The following is a 20,733-nucleotide window of genomic DNA, read 5'->3' as shown; positions in this document are numbered from 1 at the left end:
CGCTGACATGTCGCTCGTCAAACAAGATCGCGCCGCCTGGGAGAATGAGTATCAGGCTGGCAAGTGGGAGAACCTGGCAAGTAGCCCTGACTTCGCTCGTTACAAGGTCGTTGCCGGCTGGATCCATTCTTTTGGCCCCTCCTTGAGCCTCCTGGACGTTGGGTGTGGCCACGGCGTGATGCTGCAACACTTGGATTTGGAGCGAATCAACCATTTTACCGGGCTCGATATTGCCGAGTCGGCGCTCAATGCCATCCAACCCAAGCGGGAGCAGGACAGTTATGTGTGCAGCCCAATTGAGGAGTTCAAGCCATCGCGGAAGTGGGATGTGATTCTCTTCAACGAGGTTTTGTATTATATGCACGACCCTGTGTCGCCGCTTCGACAGTTTGAGAAGTCTTTGTCCCCGAACGGCTTTTTCGTGATCTCGATGCACAAGAAGAATAATCCGTTGGCCTTCAACAATAAGTGTCTACGGAAGGTTCGACGTTTCGTACGGGAGGCTGGGTATGAGATGCTTGACGGGGTGGAGATTCGTCGGCTCGCCTCCCCGACTGCCTGGGAACTTTTGAAGGTGCGTCCGCGAAATGACGCACGTCAGCCCTAACCACTGTTAGCCACCACCGAGGGAGCCTAATCGTCTCGTTTGATCGTTTGATTATGTCCGGTCAGTTCCATACTTCCTGCTTGCCGACAGGGCCGGTTGATCTCAGCCGCGTGGCGGTTGTGATCCCCTACTACCATGGTAAGGATTTCATTCAGTCCTGCCTGAGGTCCATCCTGGCCAACGGCATCCGGGCCAGTCGGATCTATATCGTGGAAAACAGCGTTCGCCGAGGGGAGTTGGCTTCTCTGGCGGTTGAGTTTCCTGAGGTTCATGTTCTGGAGGCTCCGCCCCGGCTGGGCTTTGGAAAAGCGTGCAATTTGGGAGCCCGCACCGCCATCAGCGACGGAGCGGTCATGGTGGCCATTTTGAATCAGGATCTGGTGGTGGGAGATCAATGCCTGACGCGCCTGGTGCGAAGCCTTTACGCCGATCCCCGCCTCGCCATCACCGCCCCGCTGAACTTCTCGCACGACTTCCGCGAAATGGAGGGCTTTTATGTCAAACACTACCTGTCGGAGTGTCCCTCCTTGGTGAAGGATGCCATCGAGGGCAATTTAAGGACAACCTATGCGGTTCCGAAAGTCATGGGCTCCAGCTTTGTGGTCAGAGCCGATGTGGTGGAGCGGTTGGGCTTGTTCGATGAAATCTACTTCATGTATTGCGAGGATGATGATCTCTGCCGTCGCTACATCGCCGCCGGGCTCGGGTTGGCTTTGGTCAGCGATGCGGCGGTTGGGCATGCCCATTCCCATACCAACCAGGATCGCGACGAGAGTATCGATGTGCAGGAGCGGGAGTCGCGTCAGGTCTTCCTGTTGAAGAGTTCCGAGCGTTCCTTCCTCCAGAACTGGATCCGCGTCCAGCGTTTCAACTTTTTGGATTACTTCAAGCTGGTCTCCAGCCTGCGGGTCGGCTTGCTGTTCTCCGCCCTGGGCAGCGACCTTCGAGTGCTGGCCAAGACCTCGCGAATACGAACGCTCCGTCGCCGGGAGATGGAACTCACTGCCGCTTATCGGCAGGAAGCCAGCGTCCAGCGTCCGCGCGGCATTGAGAAGGTCGCGTGAGACAGCATCAAAGGTGTCCCATGGATCTGTCTCCGTTCGGTGCGAAGGATCAGTATCTGTTCTATCTGCCCACCCTTTCATGGCCAATCTGAACCACGCGGACGTAGATCCGGCTGCCGACCCGTTGGCGGCCGATCGGGAGAAGTTGGCGGATCTGAAGCGCAGCAGCTTCCGCGCGCTCAAGTGGGATTTTATAGGTAAGTTTGGGTGTCAGTTGGTAAACCTGCTGGTGACCACGATTTTGGCCAGGCTGCTCTCACCGGAGCATTTTGGATTGCTGGCCATTGCGGGTGCCATCGGGGTGATCGCGGGCGTGGTCTCGGAGGCGGGCATGTATAGCGCCCTGATCCAAAGCGAGAAGGTGACCCCACTGCATTACAACTCTGCCTTTTATTGCTCCCTAGTTCTTTCCTTCGGCCTGTGTCTCATCGTGTGCGCCTGCTCAGGGTGGCTCGCCCGGCTCTATGCCGCGCCGGAGCTTCAGGGTGTGATCGTGGCCACCGGCCTCCTGTTTATTCTGAATGCTCTCTCATCCATTCAGACGGCCTACCTCACGAAGCATCTCCAGTTTGAGCCCATCAGCAAGGCGAGGATTCTTTCAGCCATCGTTTCCGGAACCGTCGCCGTCCTGATGGCTAATCACGGGTATGGGGTGTGGGCCTTGGTGTGGCAGATGATTTTGCAGACACTGGTGTTTACCCTCGCGATCCTTCCGGCGTGCCAGTGGAAAGTTTCCCGAGATTTTTCGTTTCAGGCCCTTCACGAGCTGTGGGATTTCGGCTCCAAGATGTTTGCTTCGGGTGTGATTGACACCCTCTATCGCCGTCTGGATGTATTCATCATCGGGAAAGCGTTCTCGACCGGCGAGTTGGGTTTCTTCCAGCGCGCCAAACTGCTCGAGAATTTGATCTCGGAGTACGGAGCGGGGAGTTTGGCCCGGGTGCTATTCCCGGCCTTCAGCACCATTCAGAGCAATCAGGCGCTCTTGGCGCACTCGTTCCGGAAAGTCTATTTGCCCCTGGCCTGGTTGATCTTTGCCGTGTCTGGAGTCGCGTTTGTCAGCGCGGAGGAAGTGGTCAAGGTCCTGTTCTCGGCCAAGTGGCTGCCGTGTGTGGACTATCTGCGGCTGCTGCTCATGGGAACATTTGTCTATCCGTTGAGCGCCCCCCTCGGGGCGGTGATTCAAGCGACGGGGAACTCGACCGGGTTCCTTAAGGCGGAGGTGGTGAAGAAGGCGGTGTTTACGGTGAACCTGGCCATGCTGTTCGTCATGGATATTCGCAGCTATCTCATCGGTTTGGCGGTCGCGGGCGTGATCGCCTATCTGATCAACCTCCTGTTCGCCTCCAAGGCCATGGGTATCCGTATGTCTGAGATCCTTCGTTCGGTGGTTCCGTTGCTCCTGGTTGCGGTGGTCAGCACGGCTTTGGTCTACTATGGGATGACCCTGATCACCTGGCCCAACACCTGGGCCCGGCTGATTCTGGAGTCGGGGGCCGCCCTCCTGCTGTATGCGGCCCTGACCGCGGCCTTTCGGCTGGAAGGTTTTCGTGAGGGCAAGGGCGCATTTTTGAAGTTATATCATCAGCTGGCTTGTCGATTTTCCTGAGGTGGCAGGCTGCGAACCAGGCCAACCCGAGCCCGGTTCGATGCCCGCCGCGTCCAGTATCTATTTATGACACGAAGAGTTTTTGTCCTGTCGGCGTCTGATCGCTTCAATTACGGCGACCTCCTGTTCCCCATCATCGCCCACAAGCAGCTCGAGCAGGAGTTTGAAGTGGTGAACACCGCCATCGTTCGCACCAATCTGGTCGAGTTGGGCGCGCTTCCCACCGTGCCCTATGGCTCTCTTTATCAGCGTCGAGGCAACCTCGAGCCACGCGATGCCATCCTGGTGGCGGGAGGCGAGGTTCTCGGCAGCGATTGGGCCACCTTGTACAGCTATGTGAGTCCGGCATTTCGGAGGATCTACGATCTGTTTGCCGTTCGGCGAACCACTCGACGCGGGTTTGAGCGAGTGGTGAGAAGCGTCTTGGGGCATTCGGAGCCAGTGCCCTTTGTTCCATCGAGGGACTCGCTGTTGGAGGAAGTGGATTTCTTTTTTCATGCCGTCGGAGGGTGTGACACTCACGAGAGCGAGCATCGGGACAATGTCAAAAAGGTGTTTGATCGGGCTTGCTACATCAGTGCGCGCGAGGAGGACACAACCCGGAGCATCAAGGAAGGGCTGGGCTGTGAGAAAGTGGTGTTGACTCCGGACAGCGCGATCCTGATGTCGGATTATTATCCGAAGCGCCCATCGCCCTCGGGAACCGGATACATCTGCTACCAAATGCGCGGTCACCACTGGGAGGAGCATCTGCCGGTGGTCCGCGACCAGCTCGACCGCCTGGCGGAACGGACCGGGCGTCACATTGTGCTGCTTTCCATCGGGAACTGCCCTGGACACGATGACCAGGTACCCTTGCAGGTGCTGAACAAGGAGCTAAAGGCCAGGAGCACTTTTGTGAAGCCGCAGAGCATTGAAGCGGTCATGATGACCATCGCCAATTCGGATTTGTACTTGGGCACAAGTCTGCATGGGGTGATCACGGCCATGAGTTTTAAAGTGCCCTATCTTGGCCTGGATCCTAGCATTCTCAAGATCCCCAGCTATCTACGGACCTGGGCTCCGCCCGCGCTTCAGCAGGCCACCGCTTTCAGCGGCATCTGCGACGCCGGGGAGGCGGCCCTGCGGGTGGAGCGGGAGAGTTTGGCGCGAAGTCTGGAAAACCAGAAGCAGCGGGTTCGTCAGTCCTTCCTCAGAATCCGGGAACTGCTCAAGGGCGGGCTGAGGCAGCCAGCGGCGGTAGTGCGGCCTTGAGCTTCCGGGGAAAAACGGCCTACAAATCTCGATCGAAGACTCAAGCGACTTATATTATGAAGGGAATCATTCTTGCAGGGGGTGCGGGCTCACGGCTGTATCCGCTGACGTTGGTGGCCAGCAAGCAGCTTCAGCCTGTCTATGACAAACCAATGGTGTTCTACCCGCTGACGACCCTCATCGAGTGCGGTGTGCGGGAGTTCTGCCTGATCTCCACCCCGCATGATCTTCCTCGCTTTCGCCAGCTGTGCGGAGATGGCAGCCAGTGGGGCGTGACCATCGATTATCGTGAGCAGGCCAAGCCGGCTGGCATCGCCCAGGCGTTCTTGATCGCTGAGAGTTTTATCGGCCGAGACCCCGTGTCGCTGATCTTGGGCGACAATATCTTCTATGGGGGCGACGTTTTTCACAAGGCGTTCTCTGAATTTCGGAGCGGCGCGCAGATTTTCGGATATCAGGTGTTGGACCCGGAACGATATGGCGTCGTGGAATTCGATGCGCACGGCAAAGCTTTGTCGATTGAGGAAAAGCCCCAAAAGCCGAAGAGTCATTATGCGGTGCCTGGTCTTTACCTGTTCGACAACGACGTGGTTGCCATCACGAAGGCTTTGAAGCCCTCCCCGCGGGGAGAGTTGGAGATTACGGATGTCAACATGGAGTATCTGCGGCGGGGCACGCTCCGAGTCGCCCGGTTGAACCGGGGCTTCGCCTGGCTGGATGCCGGGACCAGCAGTAGCTTGCACGAGGCCTCCGCCTATGTGCAAACGATCGAGAAGCGGACTGGAGTAAAGATCGGATGCCCGGAGGAAGCGGCGCTCCAGCAGGGTTTCCTAAGTGTCGATCAGTTGGAGGCTTGGACGGCCAAGGTGCCCAAGTGCGAGTATCGGGAGTATTTGGTGAATCTCCTCGCGGAGCGGAGAAGGAAAGGTTGATGACGATTCGAGGGTGGGTTCGCCGGGGATCCACAACGGTTTACGAGTTTATCGAGCTATGATCATTCTGTTAGGTGGCAGCGGTTACATCGGACAGGCCTTCGCCAAGGAGTTGGAGAGGCGTCGCTGGGACTTTTTGAACCTCGCCCGGTCGCAAAAGGACTATTCTGACTTCTCGAAGCTGCTCGAGTTGCTCCGAGCGGAAAAGCCGGAATTTGTCATCAACGCGGCCGGCTATACGGGCAAGCCCAACGTGGATGCCTGTGAGACGGCCAGAGCCGACACCCTCCAGGGAAACACCCTCCTGCCGGCCACCATTGCCCATGCTTGCTGCGCCGCGGGGGTGCCATGGGGTCACGTCTCCTCGGGATGCATCTACGCCGGAGCCAAAGTGAAATTGGATGGCGCTTGGGTCGTCGAGAAGGACCTGACAGCGCCGTCCCTGCGGGCGCTGTTCCTAAAGAACCCCGGCGCGTTCAGCGGGTTTGCAGAAGACGATGCCCCCAACTTTTCCTTCCGTCAGCCCCCCTGCAGTTTCTACAGCGGGACCAAAGCCCTGGGGGAGGAGGCGATAGCCGGCGTGGGCAGCAGCTATATCTGGCGTTTGAGAATTCCTTTCGATGAGTGGGATAGTCCGCGGAACTACCTCTCCAAGATCCAGAGGTACTCCAAGGTGTACGACAACATCAACTCGATCTCGCATCGGGAGGACTATGTGAAGGCCTGCCTGGACCTATGGGCTCTCCGGGCCCCCTTCGGAACCTACAACGTGACCAACCCAGGGGCCATCACCACCGCCCAAGTGCTGGATCGGCTGAAGGCCGGGCTGAAGCTCAAGCGGGAGTTCTCGTTTTGGGCGAGCGATGAAGAGTTTTATGCGACCGCCGCCAAGACGCCCCGATCCAATTGCATTCTCGACACGAGCAAGCTCGTGGCGGCCGGAGTGAAGATAAGATCCGTGTTGGAGGCACTGGACGATTCTATCGCCCGCTGGACACCCGAGAAGTTGGGGTGATCCAGGGGCGGAAAGGCAAAGCGTTTTAAGCATTCGGGTTTCTAAGGCTATTCTGGAACGGACGACCTACACACACATGAATTTGCTGATCACAGGCGGAGCGGGATTTATCGGATCGAACTTGATTCATCTTTTGATCGGACGAGCGGAGATCCAGCGAATCGTGAACTTGGACTGCCTCACTTATGCCGGCAACCTTGATAATCTGAGGGGGGCGGAAGGCTCTCCGAGGTATTCGTTTGAGAAGGTGGATCTGCGGGACAAGGATGCCGTGATGCAGGTGGTTCATCGTCACGCGATCACTCACGTCATGCACTTGGCCGCAGAATCCCACGTCGACCGATCCATCACCGGGCCCGGGGATTTCATCCACACCAACATTGTGGGAACATTTCATCTGCTTGAGGCTTGTCGAGCGTCCTGGGCTGGCAAGCCAGGGCCGTTCAAGTTTCATCATGTCTCCACGGATGAGGTGTATGGCAGCCTGGGGGCCACCGGGTTGTTTACCGAGACCACGCCTTACGCTCCCAATTCTCCTTACTCGGCCAGCAAGGCTTCGAGCGACATGTTGGTCCGGGCCTATCATCACACCTACGGGATGCCTACGGTCATCACGAATTGTTCCAACAACTACGGCCCGTTCCAGTATCCCGAGAAGCTCATCCCGGTGGTGATCCAAAACATTCTGGCGCGCAAGGCGATCCCCATCTATGGCGATGGCATGAATGTTCGGGATTGGCTGTATGTGCGTGATCACGCGGAGGCTTTGTGGCGGGTGTTGCAGGCTGGCGGGTTGGGCGAGACCTACAACATTGGCGGGAACAATGAGTGGCCGAACATCAGGATCGTTGAGCTGATCTGCGACCTCGTCGACGAGCTTAAACCCGAGTTGGGTGGCCATTCCAGGAAACTCATGACCTTCGTCAAGGATCGTCCCGGCCACGATCGACGCTACGCCATAGATGCCTCGAAACTGGCCAAGGAGCTTGGGTGGTCTCCATCGTACACCTTTGAGACCGGGATTCGGGAGACGGTCGCCTGGTATCTCAAGAACCAAGAATGGGTGGCGAGCATTGCCCGTAAGGCCGCGGATCGCAAATAGCTTCTGCGGACACCAAGGATGGCAGTAGCCGCCGGTCGGTTTTCCCTGCTGGCGGTTTCTTCTCTATGGCTCTTCAGCCGATCACCTTTGATGAGTTCGCTGCGTTGGAGGCAGCCAACGGCGGACGCATGATTCGTCGCAGTGGCATCTACTGGAAGGTGGTCCGACCTTTCTTTTACCAGCCGCTTATCCCATGGGCTGAGTATCCGCATGCTTCGCTCCGTGGGCCCGCAGCCGCCGTGCTGGGCGGATGGCAGCACGTCGTGCCGGCCCATGAGCCGTCCAATTCCTCACTTCGATTCTTAGCTTTCTCCGGGCTTCGTGACTACGGTTTGGATTCGCTGGATTACAATCGTCGCCGGCAGCTCAAGATAGCCATGAGGCGGTTCACGGTGCGCGAGATGGTGGATCGCGAGGAATTGTCGCGTCTGGGCTATCCCGTCTACCTGGATTTTTACGCCCGCACGGATTACGACTACTACACCAGCCGCACCCAGGAACCCACTTACGCGGCGTGGAGCAATCGACTGTTTGATTGCCAGAAGCTTCTCATTCTCGGCGCATTTGATGGAGCCAAACTGGTAGCGATCAGCGTTAGCTATCTTTTCGGCTCCACCCTTTGTTACATGACCTTCTTCTCCACCACCGATGCCCAGAAGAGCTTCATTTCGGACTTTATGCTCCATCAGGTCCGCGAGTTTGCCGCTGAGCGTCAGGAGGTTACGACATTGATAGCCACACGGTATAAAGGAGGATCGAGTTTAGACCGATTCTACCTCATGCGCGGTGCAGAGATTGTGGTTAAGCCTTCCTATCTTACCATCAACCCTTTGGCGAGCATGGCTCTTAAGCTGTTCTTTCCCAAGCGGGCGGTTGCGGTTTGGGGGGAGGGGACGTCCCAGCCTGCTTCGGCGATGGATCTGAGAAAGGTAGAGTCGTGAAGATATTCCCTTCCCAAACTGGGGAGCAGACAGCGGTGCTGGCGCGAGTGGGCAAGTGGACCTTGGGGCTTGGCCTGCTGTTCTGCATTCCGCTGGTGCGCTGGGCCGAGTTCGCTCTCACCAGCGAATTTCACTCCCACGTGCTGCTGGTTCCGTTTGTGTCCTGGTACCTCATTCGGACCTGTGCTTTGGATGGGCAATGGCAGCCCTCACGCAATGACCGAGGCGCGACCGGTTGGATGTTGGGCTGGTCTGCTTTGGCGGTTCTGGGGGGGCTTGGCTACCTTTCCTCCTGGTTGAGAGGCTTTCCGCTGACGGGAAGCGATGCGCTTTCGTTGAGTTCACTCTCATTGTTGTGCGGCTTCTATGCCGTGGTCTGCTGGCATCTGAGCGTTGAGTCGATTCGCCAGATTCAGTTCCCGCTGGGATTCCTCCTGTTCCTGGTTCCACTCCCGAGTTTTGCCATGGATGCGATCGAGATCTTCCTGCAGCACGCGTCCGCGGAGATGGCTTCCTGGCTCTTTAGCCTGAGCGGGCTTCCGTTTCTGCGCGACCAGCTGACGTTCACCCTGCCAGGTATCACCCTTAAGGTGGCGCAGGAGTGCAGCGGGGTCAGGTCCTCGCTCGTCCTGTTCATGACGAGCTTGATCGCGGCGTATCTGTTTCTGCGCAATCCCAATCACCGTTGGTCGCTGGCGGTTTTCACTGTCTTCCTGGGAATCCTGCGCAACGCCTTTCGCATTCTGGTGATTGCCTGGCTGTGCGTGGAGATCGGCCCCGAGATGATCCACTCGGTGATCCACAAGCGAGGCGGTCCCTTGTTTTTCGCCCTGAGCCTGGTTCCCCTAGGCCTGGTGCTTTGGTCCCTGATTCGGCGCGAGCGGAGGCAGGCAGTCTCAGCCCCCGCCGGCGTTGCGGAGGTCACCTCTTTGGTGGGCGGGGGCGGACCAGCCAAGGCCCGGCGTGCGTAGGTCCTGATCCGCTGCTGAAATGACCACCGGGCTTGTCATGTCGGTTGTTGCGGTTTGCTGGATCCTCGGCTTGTGCTGGGTGGTTTCCCGGCAGCGCAGTCATCCGCTGACCAAGGTTGGGTTCGTGGGAACTTTGTTGATGCTGGGCGCAGAGGGGTTGATTGCCCATTCCGCGCTCCTTTGCCACGACCAGTCCAATGTGCTCCGACTGCAGGGCATTCGCTGCCTGCTGCTGTCGTTTGCCCCGGTTCTATGGCTGCTGTATTCGCTGACCTATGCGCGTGGCAACGTGCGCGAGGGGCTGTTGCGATGGCGTTTGGCTCTGGGTCTGGCCGCAGCGCTCCCGCTCTTGGCCATCGCCGGGTTCCGTGACGTTGTGATCATGGAGCCGGCACACGGCAATTCTCAGGGGTCACCTTTTGTCATGATTGGTTGGCCGCTGAAGTTGGTCCACCTGCTTCTGATGGTGGCCGCCGTCCTGGCCTTGATGAATTTGGAGCGCACCTTTCGGACCGCGGTAGGCACGATGCGATGGAAGCTGAAGTATGGCGTCATGGGGTTTGGAGGCCTGCTTGCCGTCAGGCTGTTTACCTCCAGCCAGGCCATTCTCTATTCCGCCCTCCATCCGCTCTGGCACTCACTGAACACGGGCGCCCTGCTGGTTGCCTGCAGTTTTCTGTCGGTAGCCGTGCACCGGACGGATGGACTGGGGATGGACATCTATCCCTCCAAATCGACTCTCTACAGTTCTATCACGGTCGTTCTGGCCGGCGTCTACCTGTTCGTGGTTGGAGTTCTGGGGAAGATCGCCAACGCCTTCGGTGGAGACGGCTCTCTCCCGCTTAAATCCTTCCTGGTGCTGGGAGCGCTTTCGGCCTGTGCTGCCTTTATCCTTTCCGACCGCTTGAGGCTGTTGACCAAGCAGTTGGTCAGTCGCCATTTTCAGCGTCCGTTTTACGACTATCGCAAGGTTTGGCAGGCCTTCACCGACCGAACCTCCTCCTGCCGGGATCAAACCACGCTGTCGCGGGAGATGGTCCGTCTGATCTGTTCTACCGTCGAAGCACTGTCCGTGAATCTCTGGGTCCTGGATGTTCAGGAAGGATCCATTCGGTTGGGAGCCTCCACGTCCTTGAGTGACGAGGAAGGCGGGGCCCTGGTTCAGGCTTCAACCGATGTTTCAGCGCTGGCGCGTCGGTTGAGGGAGTTCAACGGTCCTGTGCATTTCGCCAAGCTGCCAGCCGATGTGGCGACCGCGCTGAGCCGCATGAACCCCCGCCAGTTTGACGTGGCCGGCGACCAGTTGTGCGTCCCGCTGATCGCCAATGATGTCGTGCTCGGCTTCATGGTGGTCGGGGATCGCGTGGGAGGAGTTCGGTTCTCGGTGGAGGATCTCGATCTGCTCAAGTGCATCAGCGATCAGGCTGCCGGAAATCTATTGAACCTCCGGCTCGGCGACCAGCTCATCCGGGCCAAGGAACTGGCCGCTTTCCAGCAGATGGCCGCCTTCTTCGTTCACGACCTGAAAAACACCGCATCCTCGCTCTCCTTGATGCTGCAGAATCTTCCGACCCAGTTTGACAATCCAGCGTTTCGCAGCGATGCGTTGCGCGTTGTCTCGAAGGCTGTCGGGCGGGTGAGGGAGCTCATCGACCGTTTGACATCGCTTCGCCAGGACATGGACATGAAGTTTCGGGATGCCGATCTCAACGAAGCTGTCGAGACCGCCCTGCAAAGCATCGCGCCCATCGAAAAGCCGTGGCTCCGCTGCCGGCTGCAGCGCGCGCTCACGTGTTGGATGGATCCCGACCAGATACAGAAGGTGGTGGTAAACCTGGTTTTGAATGCCAAGGAGGCTCTGGGAGAAAAGGGCGAGGTGCGGGTGGAGACGGAGCTGCGGGAGGGATGGTCGGTGCTGTCCGTCAGGGATACCGGCTGCGGCATGGCTCCGGAGTTCATTCGGAACTCCCTTTTCCGGCCCTTTCAAACCACCAAACGACAGGGAATGGGCATCGGGATGTTTCATTGCAAGACGATCGTGGACGCTCATCGAGGGCGCATCGAAGTGGCCAGCGTGCTCGGCCACGGAACCCAGTTTCAGGTTTGGTTACCTGCCAAATGAACGACCAGGAAAAGCCAGTATTGCTCATTGTGGACGACGATGAGGACATCAGAACCCAGCTCAAGTGGGCGCTGACGGCATCGTATGAAGTCGTGCTCGCGGAGGACCGGGTCTCTGCCTTGGAGGCGTTTCGGGCCCATCACCCGCGTCTCGTGCTACTCGACCTCGGCCTTCCTCCAATGCCCGCCGGCCCGGAGGAAGGGATGGCCACGCTGACCGAAATGGTCGCGTGCGATCCCCAGGTCAAGGTCATCATCCTATCAGGCCAATCGGAGCGAGGAAACGCACTGCGGGCCGTCAACGAGGGCGCGTATGATTTTCTGGTGAAGCCGCCCGAGATTGAGGAGCTGAAGGTGGTGCTGAAGCGCGCGTCAGTGATGGCCCGCATGGAGCGAGAGATCACGGGCATGCGACAGCATCTGGACACGGAGGGCTTCGAAGGAATGATCGGCAGCAGTCCCCAGATGCAGGTCGTTTTCGAGACGATCCGGAAGGTGGCTGGCAGCCAGGTGCCGGTGTTGCTCCTGGGGGAGAGCGGGACCGGAAAGGAGGTCGCCGCCCGCGCCGTTCATCGCAAGAGCACGCGATTTGAAGGTTCGTTCGTGGCCATTAATTGTGGTGCGATTCCCGACAACTTGTTGGAAAGCGAGCTGTTCGGGCATGAGAAGGGCGCGTTCACCGGCGCGCATATGCAGCGGCCTGGCAAGATCGAATTGGCATCGGGAGGGACTTTGTTTTTGGATGAAATTGGCGAGCTGCCGCTGGCCCTGCAAGTCAAGCTGCTTCGGTTCCTGCAGGAGCAGAGGATCGAGCGGGTCGGGGGCCGACGTGAGATCGAGGTGGATGCGCGCGTCGTGGCGGCCACCAACGTGGATCTCAAAAAGGCGATGCAGGAAGGCAAGTTCCGAGAGGACCTTTACTATCGTGTGGCGGTGGTGTCGATTCGTATCCCGCCACTTCGGGAGCGGAGCGGGGACACGCTCGTCCTGGCTCAAAGTTTCCTGCGGCGCTTCGCCGGGGAGAGTAATCGGCCGAATTTGAGGTACAGCCCCTCCGCCTTGCGCGCACTGGAGCAGCATCCCTGGCCGGGTAACGTTCGGGAGTTGGAGAATCGCGTCAAGCGCGCGGTCATCATGGCGGAAGGAGCCACGGTGAAACCTTCGGATCTCGAGCTCAATGGTGGCCCGGTAAGCGCTCCCTCCGGCAGACGCGGACTGAAGGAAGCGCGGGAAGAGTTGGAGCGTGAGATGGTGGAGGAGGCCCTGCGCCGGCACGAGGGGAAAATTAGTCCGGCGGCGGTGGATCTGGGAATCAGCCGCCCGACCTTTTATGAGCTGATCGAAAAGCTGGGCATCAAGCGGCCTTCCAATTGATCCGTATGTGTCATTGTCATTTTTTGCGTTGTCTCCGAATCCGTAACTCCAATTCATGAGAACCTTATCCATTTTGCGAACTGGTCTCGCGCTGGTCGCGGCCCTTTTGGGCGGGGCTGGCTGTTCCCAGCAATCCAAGGTAGCGGGTCATCTGGCCCGCGCGGCGACCTATCACCAGGAGGGAGATCTCGAGAAGGCTAAGATTGAGTATCTTAACGTGCTCCGCCTCAACCGGACCAACGCCGTGGCTGTGGTGCACCTGGGAGCGATTTTCTTCGACCAAGGAGCCATCCAGCAGGCGTTTTCGTTTTTGCAACGAAGCCGGGAGCTGGCCCCTTTGGAAGTTGAAAATCGGGTTCGTCTGGGGCACATCCTGCTTTCCCGGGGCGAGACCATCCCGGCGCGCGAGGAGGCACTCTTTGTGTTGGGACATCAGCCTGCGAACGATGAGGCGATCCTTCTGCTGGCCTATGCCTCCAAGACCGAGGCGGAGATCAACGATACTCGTCGCGTGCTGGCCGGACTGCAGCAGCAGGGCGGCTGGCGTTTCAGCCACCATCTCGCCTTGGCCAACTTTCTCTTTCGCACCCGTAACGTGCCGGCTGCCGAGACGGAGATCCGAAAAGCGCTCGCGCTCGATTCCAAATCGTATGCTGCCCATTTAGCACTGGCCAACCTGCTTCTCTCCCAGACGAACCTGGCTCAGGCTGGGCCGGCGTATCGTTCAGCAGCCGAGCTGTCGCCCCTCCGGCACGGCGCGCGCATCCGCTACGCCGAGTTCTTGCTGCAGAACAATACCAACTCCGAGGCGGGGTTGAAGGTTTTGGGCGAGTATTTGGCCGCTGCCCCCGACTTCCTAGCAGCGAAGCGACTCATGGCTCAGGTGGCGCTGTCCGAAGGACGTCACGCGGACGCTTTGAGGTTGGTGGAGGAAGTGCTGCGGTTGGATCCGATCCACTTCGACAGCCAGGTGCTGCGCGGCAACATCCTGCTGGCCAGCGGTGAGCTGTCCAAAGCGGTGGAAGTGTTTGAGAAAGTGGATAGGACCTTCGTCCCCTCTGCCGAGGTAAAGTATCAGCTGGCGTTGGCGCACTTGCTCAACAAGAAGATTCCCCTCGTGGTGCCCTTGCTCGAGCAGGCGGTGAAGCTGAATCCTGATTCGGTCGAGGCCGTGCGTTTGCGGGGGCAGCTGGAGCTGCGCATGGGTGATGTTACCAAGGCAGCCAGTGGCATCCTCCCTCTGGCCAAGAAGCGTCCGGATGACATCTCCTTGCAGCTCCTGCTGGCGGAGTGCTACATGGTGATGGGACGTCACGACGACGCCATGCAAGTGTACGGCGCTGTGACCAAGCGCCATCCGGGCAGCCTGGAGGCATGGATGGCTGCCGGCCAAGCTCTTCGCGTCCAGGATCGCAACGCGGATGCCCGGGGAGTGTTTGAGCATGTGCGCAAGCTCGCGCCGCAGCACCTGGGATCGCTCTATCAGTTGGTTGAACTCGAACTGGCGGAGAAGCAATATGCCAAGGCCTCGGCCTGGGTTGCCGAGCAGAGCGAGGAGGCCCGAAGATCCGCTCCCAGCCAATTGTTGGAAGGACGGATTCACATCGCCCAGGGCGACTGGGCCAAGGCGGAGACGGCTCTGAGAGCTGCGATCGCTGCGGATGCGAACTTGACCGCCTCCTATTACCTCCTGGCCAACGTGTTCACCCAATCCAAGCAGCAGGACAAGGCCATCATTCAGCTGGAGCAGCTCATCGCCAAGAACCCCAAGGAGGACCGCGCATTGATGCTGCTGGGCATGCTGCAGCAGGAGAAGCAGGACTGGAAGAGCGCCCAGGCTACCTATGAGCGCCTGCTGGCGGTCAATCCAGGCTTCGTGCCCGCCCTGAATAACCTGGCGGTGCTCTACTCCGAAGAAGCGGGCCAACTGGAAAAGGCTTACGAGCTGGCTCAGAAGGCTCGGCAGCTTGTCCCGGAGGATCCCAGCATCGCGGACACCTTGGGTTGGATTCTGTTTCAGCAGAGGAAGTACTCCGAGGCCTTGCCGTTGCTTCGGGAAAGCGCTGCGCGGTTCCGTCAGAACGGCGAAATCCTATTTCACCTCGGAATGACCTACTACATGCTGACCCAAGAAGGGCCGGCACGCTCGGCTTTTGAGGCCGCTCTCAAGTCTCCAACCCCCTTCAAAGGGCGGGACGAGATCCGGCAGCGGCTGGACCTGCTGAACCGAGCGGGCAGCCGACTGACCGAGGAAGGTCTGTTGGAGCTTGCCCGGCAGCATCCGGACGACCCGTTCTGCAGAATGGGTTTGGCCGAGCTTTACGAGGCTCAAAAAGATCCGGAGAAGGCCGCTCGAGCCTATCAGGCCGTCCTTGATTCGAACCCCAAGGCGATCCAGGCCTTGAGCCGCCTGGCGGTGTTGTATGCTGGTCCCCTCAAGGACCAAGCGAAGGCTCTCGACTTGGCCAAGCGTGCCCAGGCGCAGAACCCCGATGATCCCAGTCTGGCCGCGATCTATGGGCAGATCGCCTTTCAAAACAACGAGCATGTGCTTGCCTACAACCTGCTGCGGGAGGCTGCTGCGGCCCTGACCAACCGCGCCGATGTCATCCATCAATTTGCGTGGGCCGCCTACAGCGTGGGTCGGGAGGCGGAGGCGTCCTCCGCCATGGATCGAGTCTTGCGGTTGAATCCGGATCGCGCGACGTCCGACTCCGCCACCTGGTTTGTGTCCATGACTTCCGGCTACCGCGCTGGCACTCCCGCCGGTGTCGCCGAAGCGGCGGTGAAAGCAAACGAACTCCTGAAAGCAGCTCCCAACCATGTGCCCGGACTTATGGTGCAAGGGGCAGCCCAAATGGCGAAGGGTGACCGCGGACTGGCACGGCAAACCTTCGAGCGGGTTCAGACCATCTATCCGGAGTTCTTTCCGGTTCGCAAGCCTCTGGCCTTGTTGTATGCCGATGATCCGGCCTTGGAGCAGACTGCGTTTGAGATGGCCCGAAAGCTTCGCGAACTCATGCCAAAAGATTTGGAAATCGCCTCGTTGATGGGCCGGCTCAGTTTCCGCAGGCAGGACTACGCCAGCGCGCTGCTCTACTTCCAAGAGGTCTTGGCGTCACGGCAGCAGGACTACGAGCCCCATTACTTTATGGGGCTCAGCTACGCGAAACTGAGGCAACCCGCTCGAGCGAAGGACTCCTTTCAGCGGGCGTTGGCCTTGGGTTTGAAGGATCCCTATGCGGCGGAGGCCAAGCGGCAGATTGCTGATGTGCAAGGTAACTAGGCCGAGAACTTCGACTGAATCTTCCTGAGTAACGACGATCGAGAATCCACCATGAATATCACCAAGCAACAGATCCTGGATGTCATTTACGAATCCCTGGACGGGCTTAACGAGCAGCTGCCCGATGACAAACAGATGGCCAAGTCGCCCGACACCATTTTACTGGGGGATCACGGAGGCCTGGATTCCCTCGGATTTGTGAACTTTATCGGTGTGCTGGAGGAGGGGCTCGAGTCCCGGCTGAAATGCAGTCCAGGTTTGTCTGGTCCCAACGATTCGTTTGAAACCGTACAGAATCTGGTCGATTTAATCTTCTCTAAGGTCTCGAAGTGACTCGAGGACGACGGTAGGCTGCCTCAGGCAGGGCACGGAGTGCCTGGCAAGCGACAAACCAACGCGAAGGTGATTTGTGAACGGGCTGTTGATCTCTGATTTTAATATCGAGAACTTGGCTTCCTATTTAAGGAACGACAAACAGAAGCCATTGATCGAGTCGGTGAAGGTTTCCTATGGCCAGGTGACCCAGGCGCTGCTGGATGCCGGGGCGGAAGAGTGGTCGCCGCGTCCGGATTTCACCTTGGTGTGGACACGTCCGGAGTCGGCCCTGATGGCGTTTCGTCGATGGATCGAGTTTCAGGAAAGCTCGCTGGACCAACTGCTTCAGCAGGTGGACGACTTTGCTGCCCTGCTCCTCGCTGCCGCTAGTCGCACCTCGCTTCTCTTCGTGCCGCTTTGGTCCCTGCCCCCCTGTCATCCCGGCCATGGTCTGCTCGACCTGTCTGGACAACACGGGGTTGCCCGGGCGCTGATGCGCGCGAATGAGCGGCTGCTGGAACGATTGGACGGCCAGGCCAATATTTTTCCCTTGCTGACCTCCAAGTGGCTCGAGCTGTCGGGGGCGGGGGCTCACAGCGCCAGGCTGTGGTACCTCGGAAAAATCCCATTTTCAAACGAGGTTTTTAAAGCGGCTGCCCGCGATCTGCGATCCGGGATTCGCGGAATCCAGGGAAAATCCAGAAAGGTGATCATCTGTGATCTGGACGATACCCTTTGGGGCGGAATTGTGGGAGATGATGGCTGGCGACAGCTGGTGTTGGGCGGACATGATCCGGTCGGAGAAGCCCTGGTCGATTTCCAGAGGGAGCTGAAGTCACTGACGCGCCGCGGCGTGATTCTGGGCATCGTTAGCAAGAACGAGGAAAGCGTCGCGTTGGATGCCATCAGGCAGCATCCGGAGATGATCTTGAGGGTGGAGGATTTTGCGGGTTGGCGCATCAACTGGCAGGACAAGGCTAAGAACATCTCCGACCTGATGGCGGAGTTGAACCTGGGCTTGGATTCTGCGGTTTTTCTGGATGACAATCCCGTCGAGCGCGAACGGGTCAAGGAGGCGTTGCCGGAAGTGCTGGTTCCAGATTGGCCCGTGGACAAGAAGCAATACGTTCAGGCGCTGTTGGCCCTGGACTGCTTCGATCGGCCCGGGATCACTCAGGAGGATCGAGCGCGAGCTTCGATGTATACCACCGACCGTCAGCGGGACGAGTTACGGAGCACGGTGGGATCTTTGGATGATTGGTTGGAGAAGCTTGAAATCGTTGTCAGGGTGAGTCCCTTATCCCAGGAGAACTTGGCCCGAGCCACCCAGCTGCTCAACAAGACCAACCAGATGAACCTTTCAACCCGGAGGCTTACGGAGCCTGAATTCCTGGACTGGAGCCATCAGGCGGATCATTGGGTTTGGACGGTTCGTGTGGAGGACAAGTACGGCGACTCAGGGTTGACGGGTCTGCTTGGACTCGCTGTGGTTGATGGCCGGGCGCGGATCGTGGACTTCGTGCTGAGCTGCCGGGTCTTGGGGAGAAAAGCCGAGGAGACAATGCTCCATCTGGCGGTCGAGTGGGCGCGTAAACTGGGCCTCAGCGAGGTGGAAGCCGTCTACCTTCCTACTCCCAAGAACAAGCCTTGCCTGGACCTTTTTTCGAAATCGGGCTTTGTACGCGGCGAGGGAGACCGCTTTGTCTGGAAGTCGGAGGCCCCTTATCCCAGGGTTCCCTTTGTCAAACTGGAGAAGTAGCCTCGAGGCGGGCATGGACACCCTGGCGATGGTTCGACGAGATCAGCTGAGCTAAACATGAACGAATCGGCAATCATGGGCGCGGTTAAGCGCAGCCTGCAAACGGTGGCGCGGATTGCGCCGGGAGCCACTGGCCTGCGGGTCAAGCTGCACCGGTGGCGGGGAGTTACCATCGGCGAGGGAACTTGGATCGGCTACGACGTGATTCTGGAGACCTCTCGCCCCCACCTGATCCGCATCGGAAGCCGGGTCGTTATCAGCGTGCGCGCAATGTTTATAGCCCATTTTCGGGGAGCCGAAGGCATCACGATCGAGGATGAGGTCTTTATCGGGCCGGGTGCGATCATTTTGCCCAATGTCACGATCGGCAAGGGTGCGGTGGTCACCGCCGGAAGCGTGGTGTCGGCCTCGGTTCCCGCAATGACCGTCGTTCAGGGTAATCCTGCGCGTCCGATCGCCACCTGTGGTCTGACCTTGGTCGGGGATGACAGTCTGAAGGCTTTTTACCGTTCCCTGCGTCCGATTAAGAAAAAGGGACCTCGAGCTGAAGCATGAGTCACCTAGCTAGAAAACGAGTCGTGGTGTTTCCGGGATTGGAGGCGTCGGGTGCGCGGGTTTGGTCTGCCCTGAGCGACTTGCTGCCGCTGGACTTTGTTCCCGGGGGCGACCTGAGTCGGATCTCCGAGGGGGATGCGGTGCTGTTCTTGGGTGGTGGCGAGCAGGCGCTTGCGTTTGTATTGGACTGCGGAAAGCCTGTTTATGTCGTGATGGGAGCCGGCTCAACGGCGGACGCTGGCACCGAGGATATCCAGGTGGCCTTCGGTACCGGCAACCACCTTGACCTGCGCTTGAGGGGACATCGGCTACCGCACAAGAACCCGGGTGGATTTCAACCGCTGGCCGTGGGGATAGGAGATCAGGTGCAGGCGACTGTCGCTGGGCAGGCCGTGTGGGTTCATCGTTCTCGGGGCGCAGCCTCGGCTGATTTCGTAGTTTGGGGGCCGCCCGCCTTGGCCGATGGGGAGTATCCGTTGGAGTACTGCCATGGCGCCCACTTTTTGCGGCTGCTGCCGCTGATTCATTTTCTTCGGCGAGTGGTGGGGGAGACTGGATGGCAGCCTCCTGGACTTCGTGCGTGCTTCATGTTCGATGATCCGAACCTGCACTGGCCGACCTATGGATTTTTGCCCTTTCGGGAGTTGGTGGAGTTTGGGCGCAGTGAAAGGTTCCATGTCACCATGGCGATGGTCCCGTTGGACTGCTGGTACGCCGACAGCGCGTCGGTAAAGCTCTTCCGCGAGGGGGCTGATCAACTCTCTCTGCTGTTCCACGGGAGCAATCATCTCCACGCGGAGTTGCTCGGCAGCAACGACAGCAACACGGATCGACGGCTCATCGCTCAGGCTTTTCGCAGGATTGAGAAGTTCGAGGCTCGGACGGGCGTCTCGGTTTCCCGTTCAATGGCCGCCCCGCACGGAGCCTGCTCGGTGAGCATGATGCATGTAATGCTCACCCTGGGAATGGAGGGAGCTTGTATCTCGCCCTGGTCCCTGAGGCTGTGGAACCAGGGTTATGACTGGGGAGCTGCGTTCGGCCTCAAGCTGGCTGAGATCACTCGCGGTGGATTTCCGGTGGTTCCGCGGTTCCGCTTTTGCGCCACCTCCCTCGGCGATGCGGTTGTTTCGGCTTTCTTGGACCGGCCCATCATTCCGGTGGGGCATCATGATACCATGGCGGACGGGCTGGGGCTGATCTTCGATCTGGCTGCCCAGATCAACCGTCTAGGGCCGGTGCGCTGGTGCAATATGGATGAAATCCAGCGCTCAAACTACCTAACTCGGAGGCAGGGCTCGACCTTGTGGGTGCGTCCCATGGGGGCTCGACTTCGGGTTGTGATTCCCGAAGGGGTCGAGAGGCTGGTAGTGGATGTTCCCTCGCCCCTTCCCGGCAACTCTGTCGACGAATTCCAGGCGTCGCGGTCGGCGTCTTTGGCCGCTCCGCCATTCCAATTCATCCGCGATCATCAACCGATGACGGTGAGCCCCGGGGAGGAGGTCTGGCTTAAGGCAAGACTGCTTCGCTCGGAGGATCCGCATCGGTGCGGTTCACTTCCTCTTCCGGCCTGGGCGCTGATGCGGCGTGTGATGTGCGAGGTCCGGGATCGATCCAAGCCTCTGGTGAAGCGTCGGAAGCTCGATCACTGACCTCGTGATCTTCCCGCGGCGGTCGCTCCTCGCTCCCGTTGCTCGACCCATGAGCCTCTCCGCCAGCCCAACCTCTCATTCCAGGAAGCTCGCCATCTTCCGGACCTTTTCCTTCATCACGGCTCTGCACTCAGGTTTCGGACGGTTACTCGCGTGAACGATCCCTCGCCCAGTTCCCG

The 20,733-nt window shown here is 59.0% G+C and carries 16 protein-coding genes; all 16 read left to right on the top strand.

Annotated features, from left to right (window positions below):
• The first annotated feature begins 7 nt into the window (after positions 1–7).
• The 16 genes from JNN07_07330 to JNN07_07255 all read left to right on the top strand — a co-directional run bounded on the left by JNN07_07330 (position 8) and on the right by JNN07_07255 (position 20,554).
• Complete coding sequence (locus JNN07_07330) at positions 8–607, top strand: class I SAM-dependent methyltransferase (GenBank protein ID MBL9167539.1); 600 nt, start codon at positions 8–10, stop codon at positions 605–607.
• Between the two features lie 53 nt (positions 608–660).
• Positions 661–1,671: a glycosyltransferase family 2 protein gene (locus tag JNN07_07325; GenBank protein MBL9167538.1), complete on the top strand. Its 1,011-nt coding sequence runs from the start codon at positions 661–663 to the stop codon at positions 1,669–1,671.
• 79 nt (positions 1,672–1,750) lie between these two features.
• Complete coding sequence (locus JNN07_07320) at positions 1,751–3,280, top strand: lipopolysaccharide biosynthesis protein (protein MBL9167537.1); 1,530 nt, start codon at positions 1,751–1,753, stop codon at positions 3,278–3,280.
• A gap of 66 nt (positions 3,281–3,346) precedes the next feature.
• On the top strand, positions 3,347–4,534 hold the full coding sequence (locus JNN07_07315; protein MBL9167536.1) for a polysaccharide pyruvyl transferase family protein: 1,188 nt from the start codon (positions 3,347–3,349) through the stop codon (positions 4,532–4,534).
• A 56-nt stretch (positions 4,535–4,590) separates the two neighbouring features.
• Positions 4,591–5,466, top strand: coding sequence for a glucose-1-phosphate thymidylyltransferase RfbA (gene rfbA, locus JNN07_07310; GenBank protein MBL9167535.1), 876 nt, complete (start codon positions 4,591–4,593; stop codon positions 5,464–5,466).
• A 58-nt stretch (positions 5,467–5,524) separates the two neighbouring features.
• A complete protein-coding gene (locus tag JNN07_07305; GenBank protein ID MBL9167534.1) occupies positions 5,525–6,481 on the top strand; it encodes a sugar nucleotide-binding protein in 957 nt (318 codons plus the stop codon).
• A 76-nt stretch (positions 6,482–6,557) separates the two neighbouring features.
• Entirely contained in the window at positions 6,558–7,583 is a 1,026-nt protein-coding gene (rfbB, locus tag JNN07_07300) for a dTDP-glucose 4,6-dehydratase (protein ID MBL9167533.1), read from the top strand.
• Positions 7,584–7,648: 65 nt separating this feature from the next.
• Positions 7,649–8,524, top strand: coding sequence for a hypothetical protein (locus JNN07_07295; GenBank protein MBL9167532.1), 876 nt, complete (start codon positions 7,649–7,651; stop codon positions 8,522–8,524).
• Positions 8,521–9,495, top strand: a complete 975-nt coding sequence (locus tag JNN07_07290) for an archaeosortase/exosortase family protein (protein MBL9167531.1) — start codon at positions 8,521–8,523, stop codon at positions 9,493–9,495. The genes JNN07_07295 and JNN07_07290 overlap by 4 nt, the downstream gene beginning before the upstream one ends.
• 19 nt (positions 9,496–9,514) lie before the next feature.
• On the top strand, positions 9,515–11,617 hold the full coding sequence (gene prsK, locus JNN07_07285; GenBank protein MBL9167530.1) for a PEP-CTERM system histidine kinase PrsK: 2,103 nt from the start codon (positions 9,515–9,517) through the stop codon (positions 11,615–11,617).
• Positions 11,614–12,990, top strand: coding sequence for a PEP-CTERM-box response regulator transcription factor (gene prsR, locus JNN07_07280; protein ID MBL9167529.1), 1,377 nt, complete (start codon positions 11,614–11,616; stop codon positions 12,988–12,990). Before prsK ends, prsR begins: the two co-directional genes overlap by 4 nt.
• Before the next feature lie 55 nt (positions 12,991–13,045).
• On the top strand, positions 13,046–16,276 hold the full coding sequence (locus JNN07_07275) for a tetratricopeptide repeat protein (GenBank protein MBL9167528.1): 3,231 nt from the start codon (positions 13,046–13,048) through the stop codon (positions 16,274–16,276).
• 51 nt (positions 16,277–16,327) lie between these two features.
• Positions 16,328–16,609: an acyl carrier protein gene (locus JNN07_07270; protein ID MBL9167527.1), complete on the top strand. Its 282-nt coding sequence runs from the start codon at positions 16,328–16,330 to the stop codon at positions 16,607–16,609.
• Between the two features lie 76 nt (positions 16,610–16,685).
• The gene (locus JNN07_07265; protein MBL9167526.1) at positions 16,686–18,350 is read left to right on the top strand and encodes an HAD-IIIC family phosphatase; all 1,665 of its coding nucleotides are present in this window, start codon (positions 16,686–16,688) and stop codon (positions 18,348–18,350) included.
• Positions 18,351–18,407: 57 nt separating this feature from the next.
• Positions 18,408–18,905, top strand: a complete 498-nt coding sequence (locus JNN07_07260) for an acyltransferase (protein MBL9167525.1) — start codon at positions 18,408–18,410, stop codon at positions 18,903–18,905.
• Positions 18,902–20,554 carry a hypothetical protein gene (locus tag JNN07_07255; GenBank protein ID MBL9167524.1) on the top strand — a complete coding sequence of 551 codons (1,653 nt, stop codon included), beginning with the start codon at positions 18,902–18,904 and terminating at the stop codon, positions 20,552–20,554. Before JNN07_07260 ends, JNN07_07255 begins: the two co-directional genes overlap by 4 nt.
• Positions 20,555–20,733: the final 179 nt, after the last annotated feature.

It is taken from the genome of Verrucomicrobiales bacterium (assembly GCA_016793885.1).
In the GTDB taxonomy this organism is placed as follows: Bacteria; Verrucomicrobiota; Verrucomicrobiia; order Limisphaerales; family UBA11320; genus UBA11320.
The sequence above is the reverse complement of the archived record's forward strand: the minus strand, read 5'-3'. Positions and strand labels throughout refer to the sequence as shown.

Excerpts from the sequence above, each read along its gene's own strand:
- JNN07_07330 (MBL9167539.1), top strand. The coding sequence starts at position 8 with ATGTCGCTCGTCAAACAAGATCGCGCCGCCTGGGAGAATGAGTATCAG.
- JNN07_07325 (MBL9167538.1), top strand. The coding sequence starts at position 661 with ATGTCCGGTCAGTTCCATACTTCCTGCTTGCCGACAGGGCCGGTTGAT.
- JNN07_07320 (MBL9167537.1), top strand. The coding sequence starts at position 1,751 with ATGGCCAATCTGAACCACGCGGACGTAGATCCGGCTGCCGACCCGTTG.
- JNN07_07315 (MBL9167536.1), top strand. The coding sequence starts at position 3,347 with ATGACACGAAGAGTTTTTGTCCTGTCGGCGTCTGATCGCTTCAATTAC.
- rfbA (MBL9167535.1), top strand. The coding sequence starts at position 4,591 with ATGAAGGGAATCATTCTTGCAGGGGGTGCGGGCTCACGGCTGTATCCG.
- JNN07_07305 (MBL9167534.1), top strand. The coding sequence starts at position 5,525 with ATGATCATTCTGTTAGGTGGCAGCGGTTACATCGGACAGGCCTTCGCC.
- rfbB (MBL9167533.1), top strand. The coding sequence starts at position 6,558 with ATGAATTTGCTGATCACAGGCGGAGCGGGATTTATCGGATCGAACTTG.
- JNN07_07295 (MBL9167532.1), top strand. The coding sequence starts at position 7,649 with ATGGCTCTTCAGCCGATCACCTTTGATGAGTTCGCTGCGTTGGAGGCA.
- prsK (MBL9167530.1), top strand. The coding sequence starts at position 9,515 with ATGACCACCGGGCTTGTCATGTCGGTTGTTGCGGTTTGCTGGATCCTC.
- prsR (MBL9167529.1), top strand. The coding sequence starts at position 11,614 with ATGAACGACCAGGAAAAGCCAGTATTGCTCATTGTGGACGACGATGAG.
- JNN07_07275 (MBL9167528.1), top strand. The coding sequence starts at position 13,046 with ATGAGAACCTTATCCATTTTGCGAACTGGTCTCGCGCTGGTCGCGGCC.
- JNN07_07270 (MBL9167527.1), top strand. The coding sequence starts at position 16,328 with ATGAATATCACCAAGCAACAGATCCTGGATGTCATTTACGAATCCCTG.
- JNN07_07260 (MBL9167525.1), top strand. The coding sequence starts at position 18,408 with ATGAACGAATCGGCAATCATGGGCGCGGTTAAGCGCAGCCTGCAAACG.
- JNN07_07255 (MBL9167524.1), top strand. The coding sequence starts at position 18,902 with ATGAGTCACCTAGCTAGAAAACGAGTCGTGGTGTTTCCGGGATTGGAG.